This window comes from Aeromonas sp. WP2-W18-CRE-05 (assembly GCF_014168615.1).
GTDB classification, from domain to species: domain Bacteria; phylum Pseudomonadota; class Gammaproteobacteria; order Enterobacterales; family Aeromonadaceae; genus Aeromonas; species Aeromonas caviae.
This window is the reverse complement of sequence record NZ_AP021917.1, coordinates 3760446-3776210: the sequence shown is the minus strand read 5'-3', so window position 1 is coordinate 3776210 and position 15765 is coordinate 3760446. Positions and strand designations below refer to the sequence as shown.

Below are 15765 nucleotides of genomic sequence, written 5' to 3'. Positions count from 1 at the left end.
AATGGCAGAAGTATCAGTTAAGCAACTTGCCACTGACATCGACACGCCGGTTGATCGTCTTCTCCAGCAGTTTGTCGATGCCGGTATCGTGAAGAGCAAGGCCGACGACATGGTCAGCGAGTCTGAGAAACAGACTCTGCTGGCACATCTGAAGAAACAGCATGGAGGTGACGAGGTCACCGCACCTGCTCGCATGACCTTGCAGCGCAAGACCAAGAGCACTCTGAGTGTTCAGGGGACTGGTGGCAAGAACAAGGAAGTGCAGGTAGAAGTGCGCAAGTCTCGCACCTATGTAAGACGCTCGGCGCTGGAAGATGAACAGCGCCAGGCGGAAGCCGAGGAAACAGCGCGTTTGGAAGCAGAAGAAAAAGCTCGTCGCGAGGCCGAAGAGAAGGCCCGCCTCGACGCTGAAGAGAAGGCTCGCCGTGAGGCTGAGCAGGCTCGTCGTGAAGCTGAGGAAAAGGCGCGGATCGAGGCACAACAGAAGGCTCGACAGGCTCAACAGCCCGCCAAAGCAGCCGTTAGCACAGCTCAGCAAGAGGCAGAAAAGATGGCCAAGCGCGAAGCAGAAGAACTGAAGCGCCAACAGGAACAGACAGCTTTGCAAAAAGCTGAAGAACTCGCCGCGAAGAAAGCCGAAGAGGCTCGCATCATGGCGGAACAGAATGCGGCCCGCTGGGCTGAAGAAGAAGCGGCTCGCGCCAAAGAGAGCAGCGATTACCATCTGACCACCAACAAGCACGCGCAAGCGGCCGAAGATGAGTTGGATCGTAAGGAAGAGACCAGCCGTCGCACGGCTGCCGCTGCCAAGGCGCCGAAGAAGGTCGGCCGTCGCGAAGACGACCGCAATGACCGCAACTCCCGCGATCCGCGTGCCCGCAAAGGCAAGCGTGGCAAGATGGCCATGCCGAACGCCATGAAACACGGCTTCAACAAGCCGGCTGCCGTGGTCAACCGTGACGTCGTCATCGGCGAGACCATCACAGTGGCGGAGCTCGCCAACAAGATGGCCGTCAAGGGCGTTGAAGTCATCAAGGTGATGATGAAGATGGGTGCCATGGCCACCATCAACCAGGTGATCGACCAGGAGACCGCTCAGCTGGTCGCCGAGGAGATGGGTCACAAGGTAGTGCTGCGCCGTGAGAACGAGCTGGAAGAGGCGGTACTTAGCGATCGTGACGAGACCTCCGAAGCCAAGCCGCGTGCGCCGGTCGTGACCATCATGGGTCACGTCGACCACGGCAAGACCTCGCTGCTGGACTATATCCGTAAGGCCAAGGTTGCCGCGGGCGAAGCCGGTGGCATTACCCAGCACATCGGTGCGTACCATGTACAGACCGACAGCGGGATGATCACCTTCCTGGATACCCCGGGTCACGCGGCGTTTACCTCCATGCGTGCTCGTGGTGCCAAGGCGACCGACATCGTTGTGCTGGTTGTTGCAGCTGACGACGGCGTGATGCCGCAAACCATCGAAGCTATCCAGCATGCCAAGGCGGCCGGTGTGCCGCTGGTTGTTGCGGTGAACAAGATCGACAAGCCTGAAGCGGATCCGGATCGCGTCAAGACCGAGCTGGCCCGTTACAACGTCATGTCCGAAGACTGGGGTGGCGATTGCCAGTTCGTGCACGTCTCCGCCAAGTCTGGCGAAGGCATCGACGACCTGCTGGAAGCCATCCTGATCCAGGCCGAAGTGCTGGAGCTGAAAGCGGTGGTTGACGGCATGGCCAACGGCGTCGTGATCGAATCCTTCCTGGATAAAGGTCGTGGTCCGGTTGCCACCGTGCTGGTACAGGAAGGTACTCTGCGTCAGGGCGACATCGTGCTGTGCGGTCTCGAATACGGCCGGGTGCGCGCCATGCGTGACGAACTGGGTCGCGAGATCAAGGAAGCGGGTCCGTCCCTGCCGGTGGAAATCCTCGGCCTGTCCGGTGTTCCCTCTGCCGGTGACGAAGCCACGGTCGTGCGTGACGAGAAGAAAGCCCGTGAAGTGGCGCTCTACCGTCAGGGCAAGTTCCGCGAAGTCAAGCTGGCTCGCCAGCAGAAGGCCAAGCTGGAAAACATGTTCGCCAACATGACCGAGGGCGAAGTGTCCGAAGTGAACGTGGTGATCAAGGCCGATGTACAAGGCTCTGTGGAAGCGATCTGCGATGCGCTGGTCAAACTCTCCACCGACGAAGTGAAGGTGAAGATCGTGGGTTCCGGCGTAGGTGGCATCACCGAAACCGACGCGACCCTGGCCGCGGCTTCCAGCGCCATCCTGGTGGGCTTCAACGTCCGTGCCGACGCTTCTGCGCGCAAGGTCATCGAATCCGAGAGCCTGGATCTGCGTTACTACTCCGTCATCTATGACCTGATCGACGAAGTGAAGCAGGCCATGAGCGGCAAGCTGGCTCCTGAGTATCGTCAGGAGATCATCGGTCTGGCTGAAGTGCGTAGCGTCTTCAAGTCGCCGAAGTTCGGCGCCGTTGCCGGCTGTATGGTTACCGAAGGTGTGGTCAAGCGTTCCAACCGCATTCGCGTTCTGCGTGACAACGTGGTTATCTATGAAGGCGAGCTGGAATCCCTGCGCCGCTTCAAGGATGACGTCAACGAAGTTCGCAACGGCTACGAGTGTGGTATCGCGGTCAAGAACTACAACGACGTGCGTGAAGGCGACCAGATCGAGGTGTACGAGACCGTTGAAATTCAGCGGACTCTGTAAGCCGAGCGTTAGACAAAATAGGGGGCCGCGGCCCCCTTTTATCGCAGGATAGAATATGGCCAGAGAATTCAGCCGGACCCGTCGGGTCGGGCAGCAGATCCAGCGTGAAATCGCGCTGATCCTGCAGCGCGAGGTGAAAGACCCGCGCATCGGCATGGTGACCGTCTCCGACGTGGAGGTCTCCAAGGACCTCAACTATGCCAAGGTTTATGTCACCTTCTTGCAACTGGAGAATGACGCCGAGCGCATCAAGGAAGGGCTCAAGGGCCTGACCGAGGCTGCCGGTTACATCCGCAGCCTGCTGGGCAGCGCCATGCGTCTGCGGGTGGTGCCCGAGCTGCGTTTCTACTACGACCAGACCCTGGTCGAGGGGATGCGCCTCTCCAACCTGGTGACCAACACTGTGCGTGAAGACAAGCGTCGCATGACTGAAGCCGGTCGTGACGAAGAGCAATCCGCACCGGATGACACGACTGAGGATAACGCCTGAGATGTCTCGTAGACGTCGTTTCAAAGGCCGTGACGTACACGGCATCCTGCTGCTGGACAAACCGACCGGCCTGACTTCCAACGATGTGTTGCAGAAGGTCAAGCGGATCTACAACGCCGCCAAGGCTGGCCATACCGGCGCCCTGGACCCCCTGGCCACCGGCATGTTGCCGATCTGCCTCGGGGAGGCCACCAAGTTCTCCCAGTATCTGCTGGAAGCGGACAAGCGCTATGAAGTGACCGCCAAGCTGGGCGAGCGCACCAATACCAGCGACTCCGACGGCGAGGTGGTCTCCACCCGTCCGGTGAACGTGGCCGTGGGTACCCTGATCGAGGCGCTGGACCAGTTCCGCGGCCCCATCATGCAGGTGCCGTCCATGTACTCCGCCCTCAAGCACAACGGCCGTCCGCTCTACGAATATGCCCGTGAAGGGATCGAGATCGAGCGGGAAGCCCGTCCCATCACCATCTTCGAACTCAAGCTGCTCGGCTTCGAGGGGAACGAGGTGAAGCTGGAAGTGCATTGCAGCAAGGGTACCTATATCCGTTCCCTGGTGGACGATCTCGGTGAAGTGCTGGGCTGTGGCGCTCACGTCACCCAGTTGCGTCGCACCCAGGTGGCGAGCTACCCCTACGAGCGGATGCTGACCCTGGAGCAGCTCGAGTGTATCTTCGAGCAGGCCAAGGCCGAAAGCATTCCGCCACGGGAGCAGCTAGATCCCCTGCTGCTGCCGATGGACACCGCCGTGGCCTCCCTGCCCGAGGTAAACATGCTGGTCGCCGTGGCCGCCTATGTGAACCAGGGTCAGGCCGTGCAGGTGGCAGGTAGCCCCCAAAGTGGCCAGGTCCGCATGACGGTTGGCCCGGAGCGCGAATTCATCGGGGTTGGCGAGATCGATGACGAGGGGCGCGTGGCGCCCAAGCGTCTGGTTCGCTACCACGACGAGGAGTGATCCTCAGGCGGTATCGGTCTGTCACGCGTCTTTCCCGTTGCGAAAAGGGGCGGGGACGATTATGATACCGCCCTCATTTCACGGCTGAATTAGAGATTGGCTGTGAACCTTTAAACACTCTACTGGAGTAATACCATGTCTCTAAATGCTGAGATCAAAGCTCAAATCGTTGCCGACAACGCTCGTGGCGCCAACGACACCGGTTCCCCCGAAGTGCAAGTTGCCCTGCTGACTGCCCAGATCAACCATCTGCAAGGTCACTTCAAGGAGCACGCCAAGGATCACCACGGTCGTCGCGGTCTGCTGCGCATGGTTTCCCAGCGTCGTAAGCTGCTGGACTACCTGAAGCGTAAAGACGTTCAGCGTTACGCTGCTCTGATCGCCAAGCTGGGTCTGCGTCGTTAATCGACCATCAGATTTCGCAAAAAAGGGGAACCGCGAGGTTCCCCTTTTTTATTGCCCGTTTCAAACAGGATGCAGGCCGTTGCCTGCCTCACAGAATTGACGTCCGCGCTTACCTTTTGATGCGAATCAAGTATACTTGCACGCGAATTTAAAGCGCCAAATTGTTAAAAGGAAATTCACGTGAATCCTATTGTAAAGTCATTCCAGTACGGTCAACACACCGTCACACTGGAAACCGGTGTGATGGCCCGTCAAGCCACTGCGGCCGTCATGGTCAGCATGGACGATACCTGTGTCTTCGTGACTGTCGTTGGCAAGAAAGAGGCCGATCACGGCCGTGATTTCTTCCCGCTGACCGTCAACTATCAGGAGCGTACCTATGCTGCTGGTCGTATCCCGGGTGGTTTCTTCCGTCGTGAAGGCCGTCCGAGCGAGGGTGAGACCCTCATCTCCCGTCTGATCGACCGTCCCATCCGTCCGCTGTTCCCGGAAGGCTTCCTCAATGAGGTTCAGGTGGTTGCCACCGTCATGTCCGTGAACCCGGCCGTTTCTCCCGACATCGTTGCCATGATCGGTGCCTCCGCGGCCCTGGCCATCTCCGGCATCCCGTTCGGCGGCCCGATCGGTGCAGCCCGCGTGGGTTACATGAACGGCCAGTACGTGCTGAACCCGACCACCACCGAACTGCCCCAGAGCGATCTGGATCTGGTGGTTGCCGGTACTGCCAATGCGGTGCTGATGGTGGAATCCGAAGCGGCCATCCTCTCCGAGGAGGTGATGCTGGGCGCCGTGGTCTACGGTCACGAGCAGATGCAGACAGTGATCAACGCCATCAACGAATTCGCTGCCGACGTCGGTACCAAGCCCTGGGACTGGACCCCTCCTGCCGTCAACGAAGCGCTGAAAGCCAAAGTTGCCGAACTGGCCACCGCTGAACTGGGTGAAGCCTACCGCATCACCGAGAAGGCTGTTCGTTACGAAACCATCGCAGCCATCAAGGGCCGCGTGGTCGAGCAAGTCATCGCATCCGGCGTGGAAGAAGATGCCAAGAAGATCGGCGAAGAGTTCCACAGCCTGGAGAGCCGCATCGTCCGTGGTCGCGTCGTACGTGGTGAGCCGCGTATCGACGGTCGCGATCCGGAAATGATCCGCGCCCTCTCCGTCGGTACCGGCATCCTGCCCCGTGCCCACGGTTCTGCCCTGTTCACCCGTGGTGAAACTCAGGCCATCGTGGTGGCCACTCTGGGTACCGAGCGTGACGCCCAGAACATCGACGAGCTGACCGGCAATCGCGCCGATCGCTTCATGCTGCACTACAACTTCCCGCCCTACTGCGTCGGCGAGACCGGCATGATGGGCAGCCCGAAGCGTCGTGAAATCGGTCACGGTCGTCTGGCCAAGCGCGGCGTTGCTGCCGTGATGCCGAGCGCCGCCGAGTTCCCGTACGTGGTGCGCGTGGTCTCTGAAATCACCGAATCCAACGGCTCCTCCTCCATGGCGTCTGTCTGTGGTTCCTCCCTGGCGCTGATGGATGCCGGTGTGCCGATCAAGGCCTCCGTTGCCGGTATCGCCATGGGTCTGGTGAAGGAAGAAGAAGGTTTCGTCGTGCTGTCCGACATCCTGGGTGACGAAGATCACCTGGGCGACATGGACTTCAAGGTAGCCGGTACCAGCGAAGGTGTGACCGCGCTGCAGATGGACATCAAGATCGAAGGCATCACCAAAGAGATCATGGAGATTGCCCTGAAGCAAGCTCGTGGCGCTCGTCTGCACATCCTGAAGGTGATGGACGAAGCTATCCAGGCTCCCCGTGCTCAGATCTCCGATTTCGCACCGCGCATCCACACCATCAAGATCAATCCTGAGAAGATCAAGGATGTGATCGGCAAGGGTGGTTCCGTGATCCGTGCCCTGACCGAAGAGACCGGCACCAACATCGAGCTGGATGATGACGGTACCGTTCGCATCTCCGCCGTGGCCAACGAAGCCGCCATGGAAGCGATCCGCCGCATCGAGGCCATCACCGCCGAGATCGAAGTGAACCGCATCTACGAAGGCAAGGTCGTGCGCCTGGCTGACTTCGGCGCCTTCGTCAACATCCTGCCGGGTAAAGACGGTCTGGTGCACATCTCCCAGATCACCGATGCCCGCGTGCAGAACGTGGCCGACTTCCTGAAAATCGGTGACGTGGTGAAGGTGAAGGTACTGGAAGTGGACCGTCAGGGCCGTGTGCGTCTCTCCATCAAGGAAGCGAACGCACCGACCGAAGCGGCTGCTGCTCCTGCTGCCGTTGCCGTCGAAGAGCCGGCTGCCGAATAAGGCTGCCGTATGTGAAAGAGCCGACCCTTGGGTCGGCTTTTTTGTGCCTGTCGCCCGGCATGGCGCAGATTGTCTCCTTGTTCCTTTTGGCGCCCCTTGATATAAGGGACGACCCCGCTTCGTTGGCAAAAGGAATTGCAGCATGTCATGGGCCTACCTCAGACAGTTTCCTTCCCTGGTCTGGATCGTCATCCTGGGCACTTTCATGGTGCGTACCACCTTCTTCATGGTCTGGCCCTTTCTCTCCATCCTGCTCTACCGTGACTACGGACTTTCGGCGACCCTGATAGGCGCCATCCTGGGGGCCACGGCGGCGCTTTCCACTCTCGTCAGCTTCTATGGCGGCTGGCTCTCGGACAAATGGGGGCGGCGCAACATCCTGTTGTTCGGCTGCCTGGTGTCCGCCCTGAGCGTCGCCCTGCTCGGCCTCTCCCACCAGGTGGGCTGGCTGGCACTCGGGGTGATCGGCAGCGGACTCTCCTACGGACTCATCGACTCACCGGGCAAGGCACTGATGGCTGACAATCTGGCCGAGCCCAAAGCCCGTGAGCTGGCGCTGCACCTGCGTTATTTCCTGCTCAACCTGGGGGCGGCCATCGGTCCTCTGCTCGGCGTCACCTATGGCCTGAGCGCGCGTCAGGAGACCTTCCTGTTGCTCAGTGCCAGCTATCTGCTGCTTGGCATCGTCTTTGTCATCGGGTTCAGGCTGGCGGGTTGCCACACCAGCCAGGCGGCCGGGCCCGGCATGCGTGCCGTGCTGCGGGTGCTCTGGCAGGACAGGGGGTTTCTGCTGCTGATCATGGCCAATCTGCTGCTGATGCTGGTCTACGCACAGTTCGAGTCGCCCCTCATCCAGTATCTGACCCGCGCGGGGACGCCGGAGGTGGAGCGGCTCATCGGCTGGCTGGTGACGACCAATGCGCTGACCATAGTGATGCTGCAGTTCCCCCTGCTGCACCTGACTGCCCGCTGGTCCACGCGGCGCAAGCTGCAACTCGGGGTGGCGCTCTTTCTCGGCGCCCAGTTGCAGTTTGCGCTGGGGGATACCGCCATCTGGTGGCACTGGATAGTGGCGGTGATCCTCTTGAGCGTCGGGGAGTGCATCCTCTTCCCCTTGCTCAATGTGCTGATCGATCAGATGGCGCCTGGTCATTTGAAGGGGAGCTATTTCGGGGCGGCCTCCATCTCCGGACTCGGGGTGGCCATGGGGGCCTTGCTGGGAGGCTGGGTGCTGGCCCACTGGGGCGGGAGTTGGCTTTACGCCCTGATGGCGCTGCTCTGCCTGGTGATCCTGATGCTCTATGGTCTGAGTACCCGGACCTCGCGCACTGCGCTGGTCCGGGCTGGGCCCTGACGGCTAGAAGGTCAGCACCTTGTCGGCGGCCAGAGTCCATTGGGCCAGCAAGGGGAGGGTGCCTATCTCTATGCCCTCGACAAGGGGTAGCGGGGTGATGCCGCGCGCATCGGTGCAGCTCTTGCAAAGCCGGATCCGGGTGCCCTGAGCCAGCAGTATTTCCAGCATCTGGCGCAGGTTGTAGCCCTCGGCCGGAGCCTGCCCGGCCAGAGCAGCAGTGACGGCATCCGACATCAGGAAGAGGTTGAGGTCTACCTTTCCCTCCTCTTTGAGGGCGATGCCGAGGCGCAGGGCATTGAACAGGGACTCGCTGCCATAAGGGGCGCCGTTGGCAATGATGAGAATGTGTTGGGTCATGTGGCTCTCCTGATTGAAAGGGCCATTGTAGCCTCGGCGAAAGCGGCCCGGCATGATGCAGAGCACACTCTGTCGTAGCCCGGCCCCGTGTGTCTTGACCTCACACAGGGAGTCAGGTCTCATGGACGGCCATCCAGTATGACAGAACAAAGAGGTTGTTATGTGGAAGATCGCTGGAATAGGCTTATTGTTGTTGGCCGGACAAGCCTATGGTAGTGAAAACATCGGCTGCAAGGCCAGACAGCAGGCCGTGACGGATCAGCTTGCGTTCGCCAGGGCGCACAACAACCAGGAGCAGGTAGCCGGCCTTGAGCGGGCACTGCGCAACCTGGAGGCCCATTGTACCGATGCCGGGCTCCTTGAGGAGCTGCAACGCAAGGTGGTCAAGCAGAGGGAAGAAGTGGAAGAGCGGCTGGCCGAGTTGCAGAGCGCACGGGTATCGGGCAAGCCGGACAAGATTGCCAAGAAGCAGTCCAAGCTGGAGGAGTCCCAGGCCGAGTTGCTGGAAGCCCAGCGCGAACTCGAGGCGCTGCAAAAACTGGTCAAACCCTGAGGGAAGGGCAGTGCAATAGAAAAAGCCGGGCATGCCCGGCTTTTTCTATTTCTGGATAATGCACACCACGAGTGTCAGACCCTGACTGCCTGTGCATCCGCACGAACTTCTCTATCAGCTGATTTCGGTCTCCACCCTATGGACGGGATCCCGGAGGATGCCGTCCATGGGGCGCAGACGCTGATGCAGGTGCTACAGCTACTGCCTGTGCATCCGCACGAACTTTTCCATCAACTGATCTTCGGTCTCCACATGGGCGGGATCCCAGATGATGCAGTCGATAGGGCAGACGCTGATGCAGGTCGGCTTCTCATAGTGGCCGACGCATTCGGTGCAGCGATCCGGGTCTATCTCGTAGATCTTGCTCCCCAGGGTGATGGCCTGGTTCGGACACTCCGGATCGCACATGTCACAGTTGATGCACTTGTCGGTGATGAGCAGTGCCATCTCAGGCCGCCGAGTGAGGTTGACGGGTATCCTCTCGCTCGCCGAGATTGCGCAGCAGGATGCCGTAATTCACGTCGATCTCCTTGGGAACCGGCACGTAGACCACGTGGCCGTTGCCCGGCGCGGTGTCGATGAGCTCGCCCTTGCGGTTCTGCATCTGCTCCAGGTTGAAGCTGAGGTTGCCCTGGGGGGTCATCAGCTCCAGGCTGTTGCCCAGCAGGAACTTGTTCTTCACCTCGACTTCGACCATGTCACCGTTGCGACCGGTGATCTCGCCGACGAACTGCTGGGTGTCGGAGACGGAGTAACCGTAGTCGTAGTTCTGGTATTCGCTGTGGTTGTGACGGCGCAGGAAGCCCTCGGTGTAGCCGCGGTGGGCCAGGTTCTCGAGGGTGCCCATCAGGGTCGGATCGAACGGACGGCCAGCCACCGCATCGTCGATGGCCTTGCGATAGACCTGGGCGGTACGGGCGCAGTAGTAGAAGGACTTGGTACGGCCTTCGATTTTCAGCGAATGAACGCCCATTTTGGTCAGGCGCTCGACGTGCTCGACGGCGCGCAGATCCTTGGAGTTCATGATGTAGGTGCCGTGCTCGTCTTCAAACGCAGTCATGAACTCGCCCGGGCGGTTGGACTCTTCCAGCAGCACCAGGGCATCGGTCGGCTTGCCTGCGCCCAGGGTCGGATCCACCTTTTGCACGGCGATGGGCTCCTGGCGGTGGACGATCTGGCCCACGTCATCTTCCTTGCCCTCGTGCACCTTGTACTCCCAGCGGCAGGAGTTGGTGCAGGTGCCCTGATTGGGGTCACGCTTGTTGATGTAGCCGGAGAGCAGACAGCGGCCGGAGTAGGCCATGCACAGCGCCCCGTGGACGAAGACTTCCAGTTCCATCTCCGGCACCTGCATGCGGATCTCCTCGATCTCGTCGAGAGACAGCTCGCGGGATAGGATGGCACGGGTCAGTCCCATCTGATGCCAGAACTTCACCGTGGCCCAGTTGACCGCGTTGGCCTGCACCGAGAGGTGGATAGGCATGTCGGGGAAGGCTTCGCGCATCATCATGATGAGGCCGGGGTCGGACATGATGAGTGCATCCGGCTTCATATCCACCACGGGGCGCATGTCGCGGATGAAGGTCTTGAGCTTGGAGTTGTGGGGCTGGATGTTGGCCACCACATAGAACTGCTTGCCGAGGGCATGGGCCTCGTTGATGCCGAGCTGCAGATTCTCGTGATCGAATTCGTTGTTGCGTACCCGCAGGCTGTAGCGCGGCTGGCCCGCATAGACGGCGTCTGCGCCATAGGCATAGGCGTAGCGCATGTTCTTGAGGGTCCCGGCAGGGGAGAGCAATTCTGGTCTGAACATGTTGGACTCTTTTATCTGATTGCAAATCAGGACGGCGCCACCTGATGGCGTCGTGTGGGTTCATCGGTGGCGCTACCGTCTTCGACGCACGGCCATCCGATGGGGGCACATCGGAGCAGGAGGTGACTCGATACTCCGGATATACGGGGTGCGAGATTGTACTCGTGACCGCCTCGTCATGCAATTTGGGACGGCCTTGGCATGTCTGCGCCATGTTCATTTTACGCTCAGACTGGGGTTGCTAGAGTGCAAGGGGTGAAAGAGGCCCCCGAGTTGGCAGTGAAATGGATCTTTTCGGCGAAAAAGACCATCTCCAAGTTGAAATTTTGCCCTGCTCGGGAAAGAATGCGCGCTCGGTTGTTGGTCCCCGGTGACGGGCCCACAAGAGACCGATGATGAGCAGGGCAAAGGCCCACAGGAACAGGAAACCATACAGGAATTTTATGAATCCCCTTCGCATTGCCGCTTCGGCTCTTTTATGTACGCTGGCGCTGGTCAGCCAGCAGGCCGCCGCCGTTGAATACCAGCTGCCCGCAGCCAACAGCCGCCTGATCGGTGAGAACCAGGAATACGTGGTGCCCGCAGACAACCGTCCGCTGGAGCAGATCGCCTCCGACTTCCAGCTGGGTCTGACCAACATCATGGAAGCCAACCCGGGCGTCGACCCCTACCTGCCCAAGGCGGGCAGCACGCTGATCATTCCCCATCAGCTGATCCTGCCCAACGCTCCCCGCGAAGGGATCGTCATCAACGTGGCGGAGATGCGTCTCTACTACTACCCGAAGGGCAAGAACGTGGTGCATGTGCTGCCCATCGGCATCGGCCAGCTCGGGGTCAACACCCCGGAGAACTGGATCACCAAGGTTGAGCGCAAGCGTGCCAACCCGACCTGGACCCCGACCGAGAACATCCGTCGCCGCTACGCCGCCCAGGGCAAGACCCTGCCCGCGGTCTGGCCGGCCGGCCCGGACAACCCCATGGGCCTGCATGCGCTCTACATCGGCAACCTGTACGCCATCCACGGCACCAACGCCACCTTCGGCATCGGTCTGCGGGTGAGCAGCGGCTGCGTGCGCCTGCGCGCCGACGACATCAAGTACCTGTTCGATCACGTGCCGGTCGGCACCCGCGTCCAGTTCGTCAACCAGCCGGTCAAGACCACGGTCGAGCCGGATGGCGGTCGCTACATGGAAGTGCACGAGCCGCTGTCGCGCACCGAGGAAGAGTTCAACTCCACCGCCTCCGTGCCGCTGCCCATGACCCCGGCGACCACCCGCTTCATCGCCCACGCTGACAGCGATTCCAACGTGGTCAAGCAGGTGCTGGAACAGCGTACCGGCATCCCGACCCGCCTCAATCCAGAGGCGTAATGGCCGGCAAGTACAGTTAAACAACAACGGCGACCATCAGGTCGCCGTTGTTGTTTCTGCGTATCCGGACGTCAGCTGGCTGGTGGGGCATAGAGGGCCAGCCAGTTGCCTTCGGTATCTTCGATGATGACCCGGGAGCCATGACCGCTGCCGATGCTGTGCAGAGGCTCCAGCACCCGCCCGCCGAGCCGGGGGACCAGCAGCTCCGCCTCCTGCAGCCTGTCACCGAGGGAGAGATAGATGAGGGGACCGGCACCGCCGGGCTGGTGATATTTGTCCATGGGGCCGAGACAGGCCGCCGCGTTGCTGCCGTCGTGGCGCAGCATGGCAAAGCGCATGGTCTCTTCCTGGATGGGGGTGACCTGCACATCGAGCAGGGCCGAGTAGAAGTCCATGGCACGATCCAGATCCCGTGTCGGAATGTCGGCCCAGACCAGGGTGTTGTCCATCTTGATGATCTCCAGCATGTTCCGGCCGATGCGACCGGCGGCGCTGTTCCTTGCTGACGGCCTCTCGCGGCAGCTCGCAGGCAGCTTCCTAGAGGTTAGGAGCGGCCCATGAGGGGCGCCAGAGCTAAAAAAGCGGCGCCTGATGGCGCCGCTTTCGGGTGGGGAACTGGAGGTTTTTTCCCTCGATATACAGTTACTTGCCGGCGATGCTCAGCCCGCCGAAGCGAATGAGCGGCGCATAGAAGCTCTTGCCGTCGTCGTGGTGCAGCACGTTGGCGACCGCTTCCAGCTCACCCAGCAGGCGATAGAAGTTGCCCGCCACCGTGATGCCGCGTACCGGCGCCACGCGCTCGCCATTTCGGCAGAGGAAGCCGGAGGCGCCGAACGAGAAGTCGCCGCTCACCGCATCGGCCCCGGAGTGCAGGCCGTCCAGCTTGACCAGCTCCAGGTACTCACCGCTTTGTACCTCGGCCTCGCCGTGGGGGCCGAGCCCGAACACCAGGTGACGAGGGGCCACGTCCAGGGCACTGCGGGCACTGCGGGCGGCTGCACCGTTGCTCGTCACGCCGAAGTGGCGGGCGGTGGCGCTGTTGTGCAGCAGGGTCTTGAGCTCCCCCTCGCCGATGAGCAGGAGATCCGAAGTGGCGGCCCCTTCGCCGTCAAACGCCTTGATCTTCATGCCCCCCGGCATATAGGCACGACTCTCCAGGGTGAGCCAGCGAGACGCCACGCTTTGGCCCAGCTTGTCGCGCCAGGGGTTGATCCCCTGCTGGGCCCACTTGCCAGACAGTGCGGACTGGAAGCAGCCAAACAGGCTGGCAAAGCAGTGGGTGCTGAAGATGACGCTGTAGCGACCGCTCGGCACCGCCTCACCCATCAGCAGGCCATCGGCCACGGCGTGGATCTGGCGGATGAGAGGCTGGCTCTCCAACTCGTCGAAGCGCCGTGCGTACTGTCCCTGGTAGTGCATGGACTGGCGGCCCTCCCGCTCGATGAGAGCGGAGCTGTGGCAGCCGACGCTGAACTCCTGATGTTCGCAGACACTGCCCTGGCTGTTGGCAAGCCAGAGGCGGCTCTCCCCCTCAAAGAAGCCGTTGTAGGGGGCGCCGGTCACGTCCGGCAGGGCCAGCATGTCGGACTCGAGGTGCAGGGTCAGGGCGATCTTCTCTTCCACCGCCGTGGTGTCGGCCTGATGTATCTCGGCGCAGTCGGTGATGAACCTGCTCTGCTGCACTGTGATGCGCTGATCCGGGTCCACCTTGGCGAAGCGGCTCGCATCGAGCGCATCCTGCACCATGGCGTCCAGGGCCGACGCGTCGAGGGACTCGGAATAGGCGATGCCGACCCGGCCTTCCTTGATGAGACGAATGCCGATTTGCTGGCTGCTGGTGACCTTGTATTCACTGAGCTCGCCCTTGTCGGCCTTGAGGGAGAAGGCCTTCTCCTGATTGGCGATGACGTCCGCCTCGGCACCCAGATCGGCGACTTGGTCCAATAGACGGGCAAGCAGTTGGTTCATGTCGAGTTGGCTCATCAGGCGTTCCCTCCGACCAGGATATTGTCAACCTTGAGCGGCGGCTGGCCGACCGAGGCGGGAATGGATCCGGAGACCGAGCCGCACATGCCGGCGGAGAGGGCCAGATCGCGCCCCACCATGGAGATCTCCTTCAATACCTGCGGGCCGGTGCCGATCAGGGTGGCCGACTTGAGGGGTCGGGTGATCCTGCCCCCCTCGATGAGGTAGGCCTCCTGCACGTTGAAGTTGAACTCGCCGGTACCGGGCTGCACAGAGCCCCCCCCCATCCGCTTGGCATAGATGCCGTGCTCCACGGTTGCCAGCATGTCGTCGAGGCTGTAGTTGCCCGGTTCGATATAGGTGTTGCGCATGCGGGAGGCAGGGGCGAACTTGTAGGATTCCCGGCGCCCAGAACCGGTGCGGGCGTAGCCGGTGCGAAGGGCCCCCATTCTGTCCACCAGGAAGCCGGTGAGCACACCGTCCTTGATGAGCTGGGTGTGCTGGGTCGCCATCCCCTCGTCATCGACGTTGATGGAGCCCCAGGCGTTGCCCTGCAAGCCCTCGTCCACCGCGCTGACCGCGGGGTTGGCGATGAGCTGGCCCATCTTGTCGTGGAACACGGATGCCTTTTTGGCTACCGAGGTGGTCTCCAGCAGGTGACCGCACGCCTCGTGGAAGATGACGCCGCCAAAGCCGCTCTCCATGATGACCGGCAGCTTGCCGCTCGGGCAGGGGGCTGCTCCCAGCTTCACCAGTGCCTGGCGGGTAGCGGTGAGAGCCAGCTCGCGGGGGTCGATGCTCTCGGCATGCTCCCATCCCTTCATGGCACCGGGGGCTTCATAACCTACGCTCTGCTCGCCCCCGTCCAGGGCGATGGTCTGGGCCATGATGCGGTTGTAGTGGCGGCGATCGCTCACCTGCACCCCTTCGCTGTTGAAGATCTCCACCTCCTGCTCCCAGCCGAGCACGTTGCCCGAGAACTGGCTCACCTTGTCGCTCTCGGCGCGGGCCGCAGCGTCCATGGCATGCAGGTAGGCGATCTTCTGCTCCAGCAGCTTGTCGGCCGACAGCGGCAGAGCGATGGGGTTGCGGTCGGTCAGGCGGGTGAAGTCAAAGGCAGTGGCGGTGACCACGGGGTCACGCCTGTCCTTGGCCGCCAGCAGGGTAACGATGCGCAAGAGCTCGTTGCGATCGGCCAGATTGGTGTAGCCATAGAGCACCTTGTGGCCGTAGCACAGGCGAACGCCGATACCGAAGTCGAGACCACCGCTGATGTTCTCTATCTGGCTGGAGAGCAGGCTGAGCTGGCTGCGGCGCTTGCGCTCCACAAACAGCTCGGCGAAGTCGGCACCCAGCGCCAGCGCGTGATCGAGCACGTCGCGGGCGATGGCGGGGGCCAACAGGGAGAATGAAGTCATAGAATATCCTTTTCTGGTCTGTCCGTTTGCTTCCGACACCCGGCGTTGTGTTGTTATGGGGTGTC

At 61.4% G+C, this 15765-nt stretch carries 14 protein-coding genes; 8 read left to right on the top strand and 6 right to left on the bottom strand.

What is annotated here, in order from left to right; genetic code table 11:
* Position 1: 1 nt before the first annotated feature.
* The 6 genes from infB to H7R73_RS17535 all read left to right on the top strand — a co-directional run bounded on the left by infB (position 2) and on the right by H7R73_RS17535 (position 8224).
* Positions 2-2704, top strand: coding sequence for a translation initiation factor IF-2 (gene infB / locus H7R73_RS17560; RefSeq protein ID WP_041212506.1), 2703 nt, complete (start codon positions 2-4; stop codon positions 2702-2704).
* A gap of 55 nt (positions 2705-2759) precedes the next feature.
* Positions 2760-3194, top strand: a complete 435-nt coding sequence (rbfA, locus tag H7R73_RS17555; protein ID WP_010675366.1) for a 30S ribosome-binding factor RbfA — start codon at positions 2760-2762, stop codon at positions 3192-3194.
* 1 nt (position 3195) lies between these two features.
* Positions 3196-4146, top strand: coding sequence for a tRNA pseudouridine(55) synthase TruB (gene truB / locus H7R73_RS17550; protein WP_041215670.1), 951 nt, complete (start codon positions 3196-3198; stop codon positions 4144-4146).
* A 135-nt stretch (positions 4147-4281) separates the two neighbouring features.
* On the top strand, positions 4282-4551 hold the full coding sequence (rpsO, locus tag H7R73_RS17545) for a 30S ribosomal protein S15 (RefSeq protein WP_010675364.1): 270 nt from the start codon (positions 4282-4284) through the stop codon (positions 4549-4551).
* Positions 4552-4731: 180 nt separating this feature from the next.
* On the top strand, positions 4732-6870 hold the full coding sequence (pnp, locus tag H7R73_RS17540) for a polyribonucleotide nucleotidyltransferase (protein WP_029314766.1): 2139 nt from the start codon (positions 4732-4734) through the stop codon (positions 6868-6870).
* Positions 6871-7012: 142 nt separating this feature from the next.
* Positions 7013-8224, top strand: a complete 1212-nt coding sequence (locus tag H7R73_RS17535) for an MDR family MFS transporter (RefSeq protein ID WP_103259671.1) — start codon at positions 7013-7015, stop codon at positions 8222-8224.
* Between the two features lie 3 nt (positions 8225-8227).
* Here the strand turns inward: H7R73_RS17535 and H7R73_RS17530 are convergent, their stop codons facing one another.
* Positions 8228-8581 (bottom strand): DsrE/DsrF/TusD sulfur relay family protein, encoded by a 354-nt coding sequence (locus H7R73_RS17530; RefSeq protein ID WP_010675361.1) that lies wholly within the window; start codon positions 8579-8581, stop codon positions 8228-8230.
* A 160-nt stretch (positions 8582-8741) separates the two neighbouring features.
* Between H7R73_RS17530 and H7R73_RS17525 the strand changes: the two genes are divergently transcribed.
* On the top strand, positions 8742-9134 hold the full coding sequence (locus H7R73_RS17525) for a DUF1090 domain-containing protein (RefSeq protein ID WP_103259672.1): 393 nt from the start codon (positions 8742-8744) through the stop codon (positions 9132-9134).
* A gap of 198 nt (positions 9135-9332) precedes the next feature.
* Here H7R73_RS17525 and H7R73_RS17520 read toward each other — a convergent pair whose 3' ends face one another.
* Together H7R73_RS17520 and trhP are read right to left on the bottom strand one after the other, a co-directional pair.
* Positions 9333-9581 carry a YfhL family 4Fe-4S dicluster ferredoxin gene (locus tag H7R73_RS17520; protein ID WP_010675358.1) on the bottom strand — a complete coding sequence of 83 codons (249 nt, stop codon included), beginning with the start codon at positions 9579-9581 and terminating at the stop codon, positions 9333-9335.
* A gap of 1 nt (position 9582) precedes the next feature.
* The gene (trhP, locus tag H7R73_RS17515; RefSeq protein WP_010675357.1) at positions 9583-10947 is read right to left on the bottom strand and encodes a prephenate-dependent tRNA uridine(34) hydroxylase TrhP; all 1365 of its coding nucleotides are present in this window, start codon (positions 10945-10947) and stop codon (positions 9583-9585) included.
* Between the two features lie 443 nt (positions 10948-11390).
* Here trhP and H7R73_RS17510 point away from each other — a divergent pair, with 443 nt between their 5' ends.
* Positions 11391-12317 (top strand): L,D-transpeptidase family protein, encoded by a 927-nt coding sequence (locus H7R73_RS17510; protein WP_041212511.1) that lies wholly within the window; start codon positions 11391-11393, stop codon positions 12315-12317.
* 71 nt (positions 12318-12388) lie between these two features.
* On the opposite strand, the gene H7R73_RS17505 is transcribed toward H7R73_RS17510, so the two are convergent.
* The 3 genes from H7R73_RS17505 to H7R73_RS17495 all read right to left on the bottom strand — a co-directional run bounded on the left by H7R73_RS17505 (position 12389) and on the right by H7R73_RS17495 (position 15700).
* Positions 12389-12784: a VOC family protein gene (locus H7R73_RS17505; protein ID WP_182951340.1), complete on the bottom strand. Its 396-nt coding sequence runs from the start codon at positions 12782-12784 to the stop codon at positions 12389-12391.
* 175 nt (positions 12785-12959) lie between these two features.
* Positions 12960-14300 carry a TldD/PmbA family protein gene (locus H7R73_RS17500; protein WP_103259673.1) on the bottom strand — a complete coding sequence of 447 codons (1341 nt, stop codon included), beginning with the start codon at positions 14298-14300 and terminating at the stop codon, positions 12960-12962.
* Entirely contained in the window at positions 14300-15700 is a 1401-nt protein-coding gene (locus H7R73_RS17495; RefSeq protein ID WP_041212515.1) for a TldD/PmbA family protein, read from the bottom strand. The genes H7R73_RS17500 and H7R73_RS17495 overlap by 1 nt, the downstream gene beginning before the upstream one ends.
* Positions 15701-15765: the final 65 nt, after the last annotated feature.

Excerpts from the sequence above, each read along its gene's own strand:
- infB (WP_041212506.1), top strand. The coding sequence starts at position 2 with ATGGCAGAAGTATCAGTTAAGCAACTTGCCACTGACATCGACACGCCG.
- rbfA (WP_010675366.1), top strand. The coding sequence starts at position 2,760 with ATGGCCAGAGAATTCAGCCGGACCCGTCGGGTCGGGCAGCAGATCCAG.
- truB (WP_041215670.1), top strand. The coding sequence starts at position 3,196 with ATGTCTCGTAGACGTCGTTTCAAAGGCCGTGACGTACACGGCATCCTG.
- rpsO (WP_010675364.1), top strand. The coding sequence starts at position 4,282 with ATGTCTCTAAATGCTGAGATCAAAGCTCAAATCGTTGCCGACAACGCT.
- H7R73_RS17535 (WP_103259671.1), top strand. The coding sequence starts at position 7,013 with ATGTCATGGGCCTACCTCAGACAGTTTCCTTCCCTGGTCTGGATCGTC.
- H7R73_RS17530 (WP_010675361.1), bottom strand. The coding sequence starts at position 8,581 with ATGACCCAACACATTCTCATCATTGCCAACGGCGCCCCTTATGGCAGC.
- H7R73_RS17525 (WP_103259672.1), top strand. The coding sequence starts at position 8,742 with ATGTGGAAGATCGCTGGAATAGGCTTATTGTTGTTGGCCGGACAAGCC.
- H7R73_RS17520 (WP_010675358.1), bottom strand. The coding sequence starts at position 9,581 with ATGGCACTGCTCATCACCGACAAGTGCATCAACTGTGACATGTGCGAT.
- trhP (WP_010675357.1), bottom strand. The coding sequence starts at position 10,947 with ATGTTCAGACCAGAATTGCTCTCCCCTGCCGGGACCCTCAAGAACATG.
- H7R73_RS17510 (WP_041212511.1), top strand. The coding sequence starts at position 11,391 with ATGAATCCCCTTCGCATTGCCGCTTCGGCTCTTTTATGTACGCTGGCG.
- H7R73_RS17505 (WP_182951340.1), bottom strand. The coding sequence starts at position 12,784 with ATGCTGGAGATCATCAAGATGGACAACACCCTGGTCTGGGCCGACATT.
- H7R73_RS17500 (WP_103259673.1), bottom strand. The coding sequence starts at position 14,300 with ATGAGCCAACTCGACATGAACCAACTGCTTGCCCGTCTATTGGACCAA.
- H7R73_RS17495 (WP_041212515.1), bottom strand. The coding sequence starts at position 15,700 with ATGACTTCATTCTCCCTGTTGGCCCCCGCCATCGCCCGCGACGTGCTC.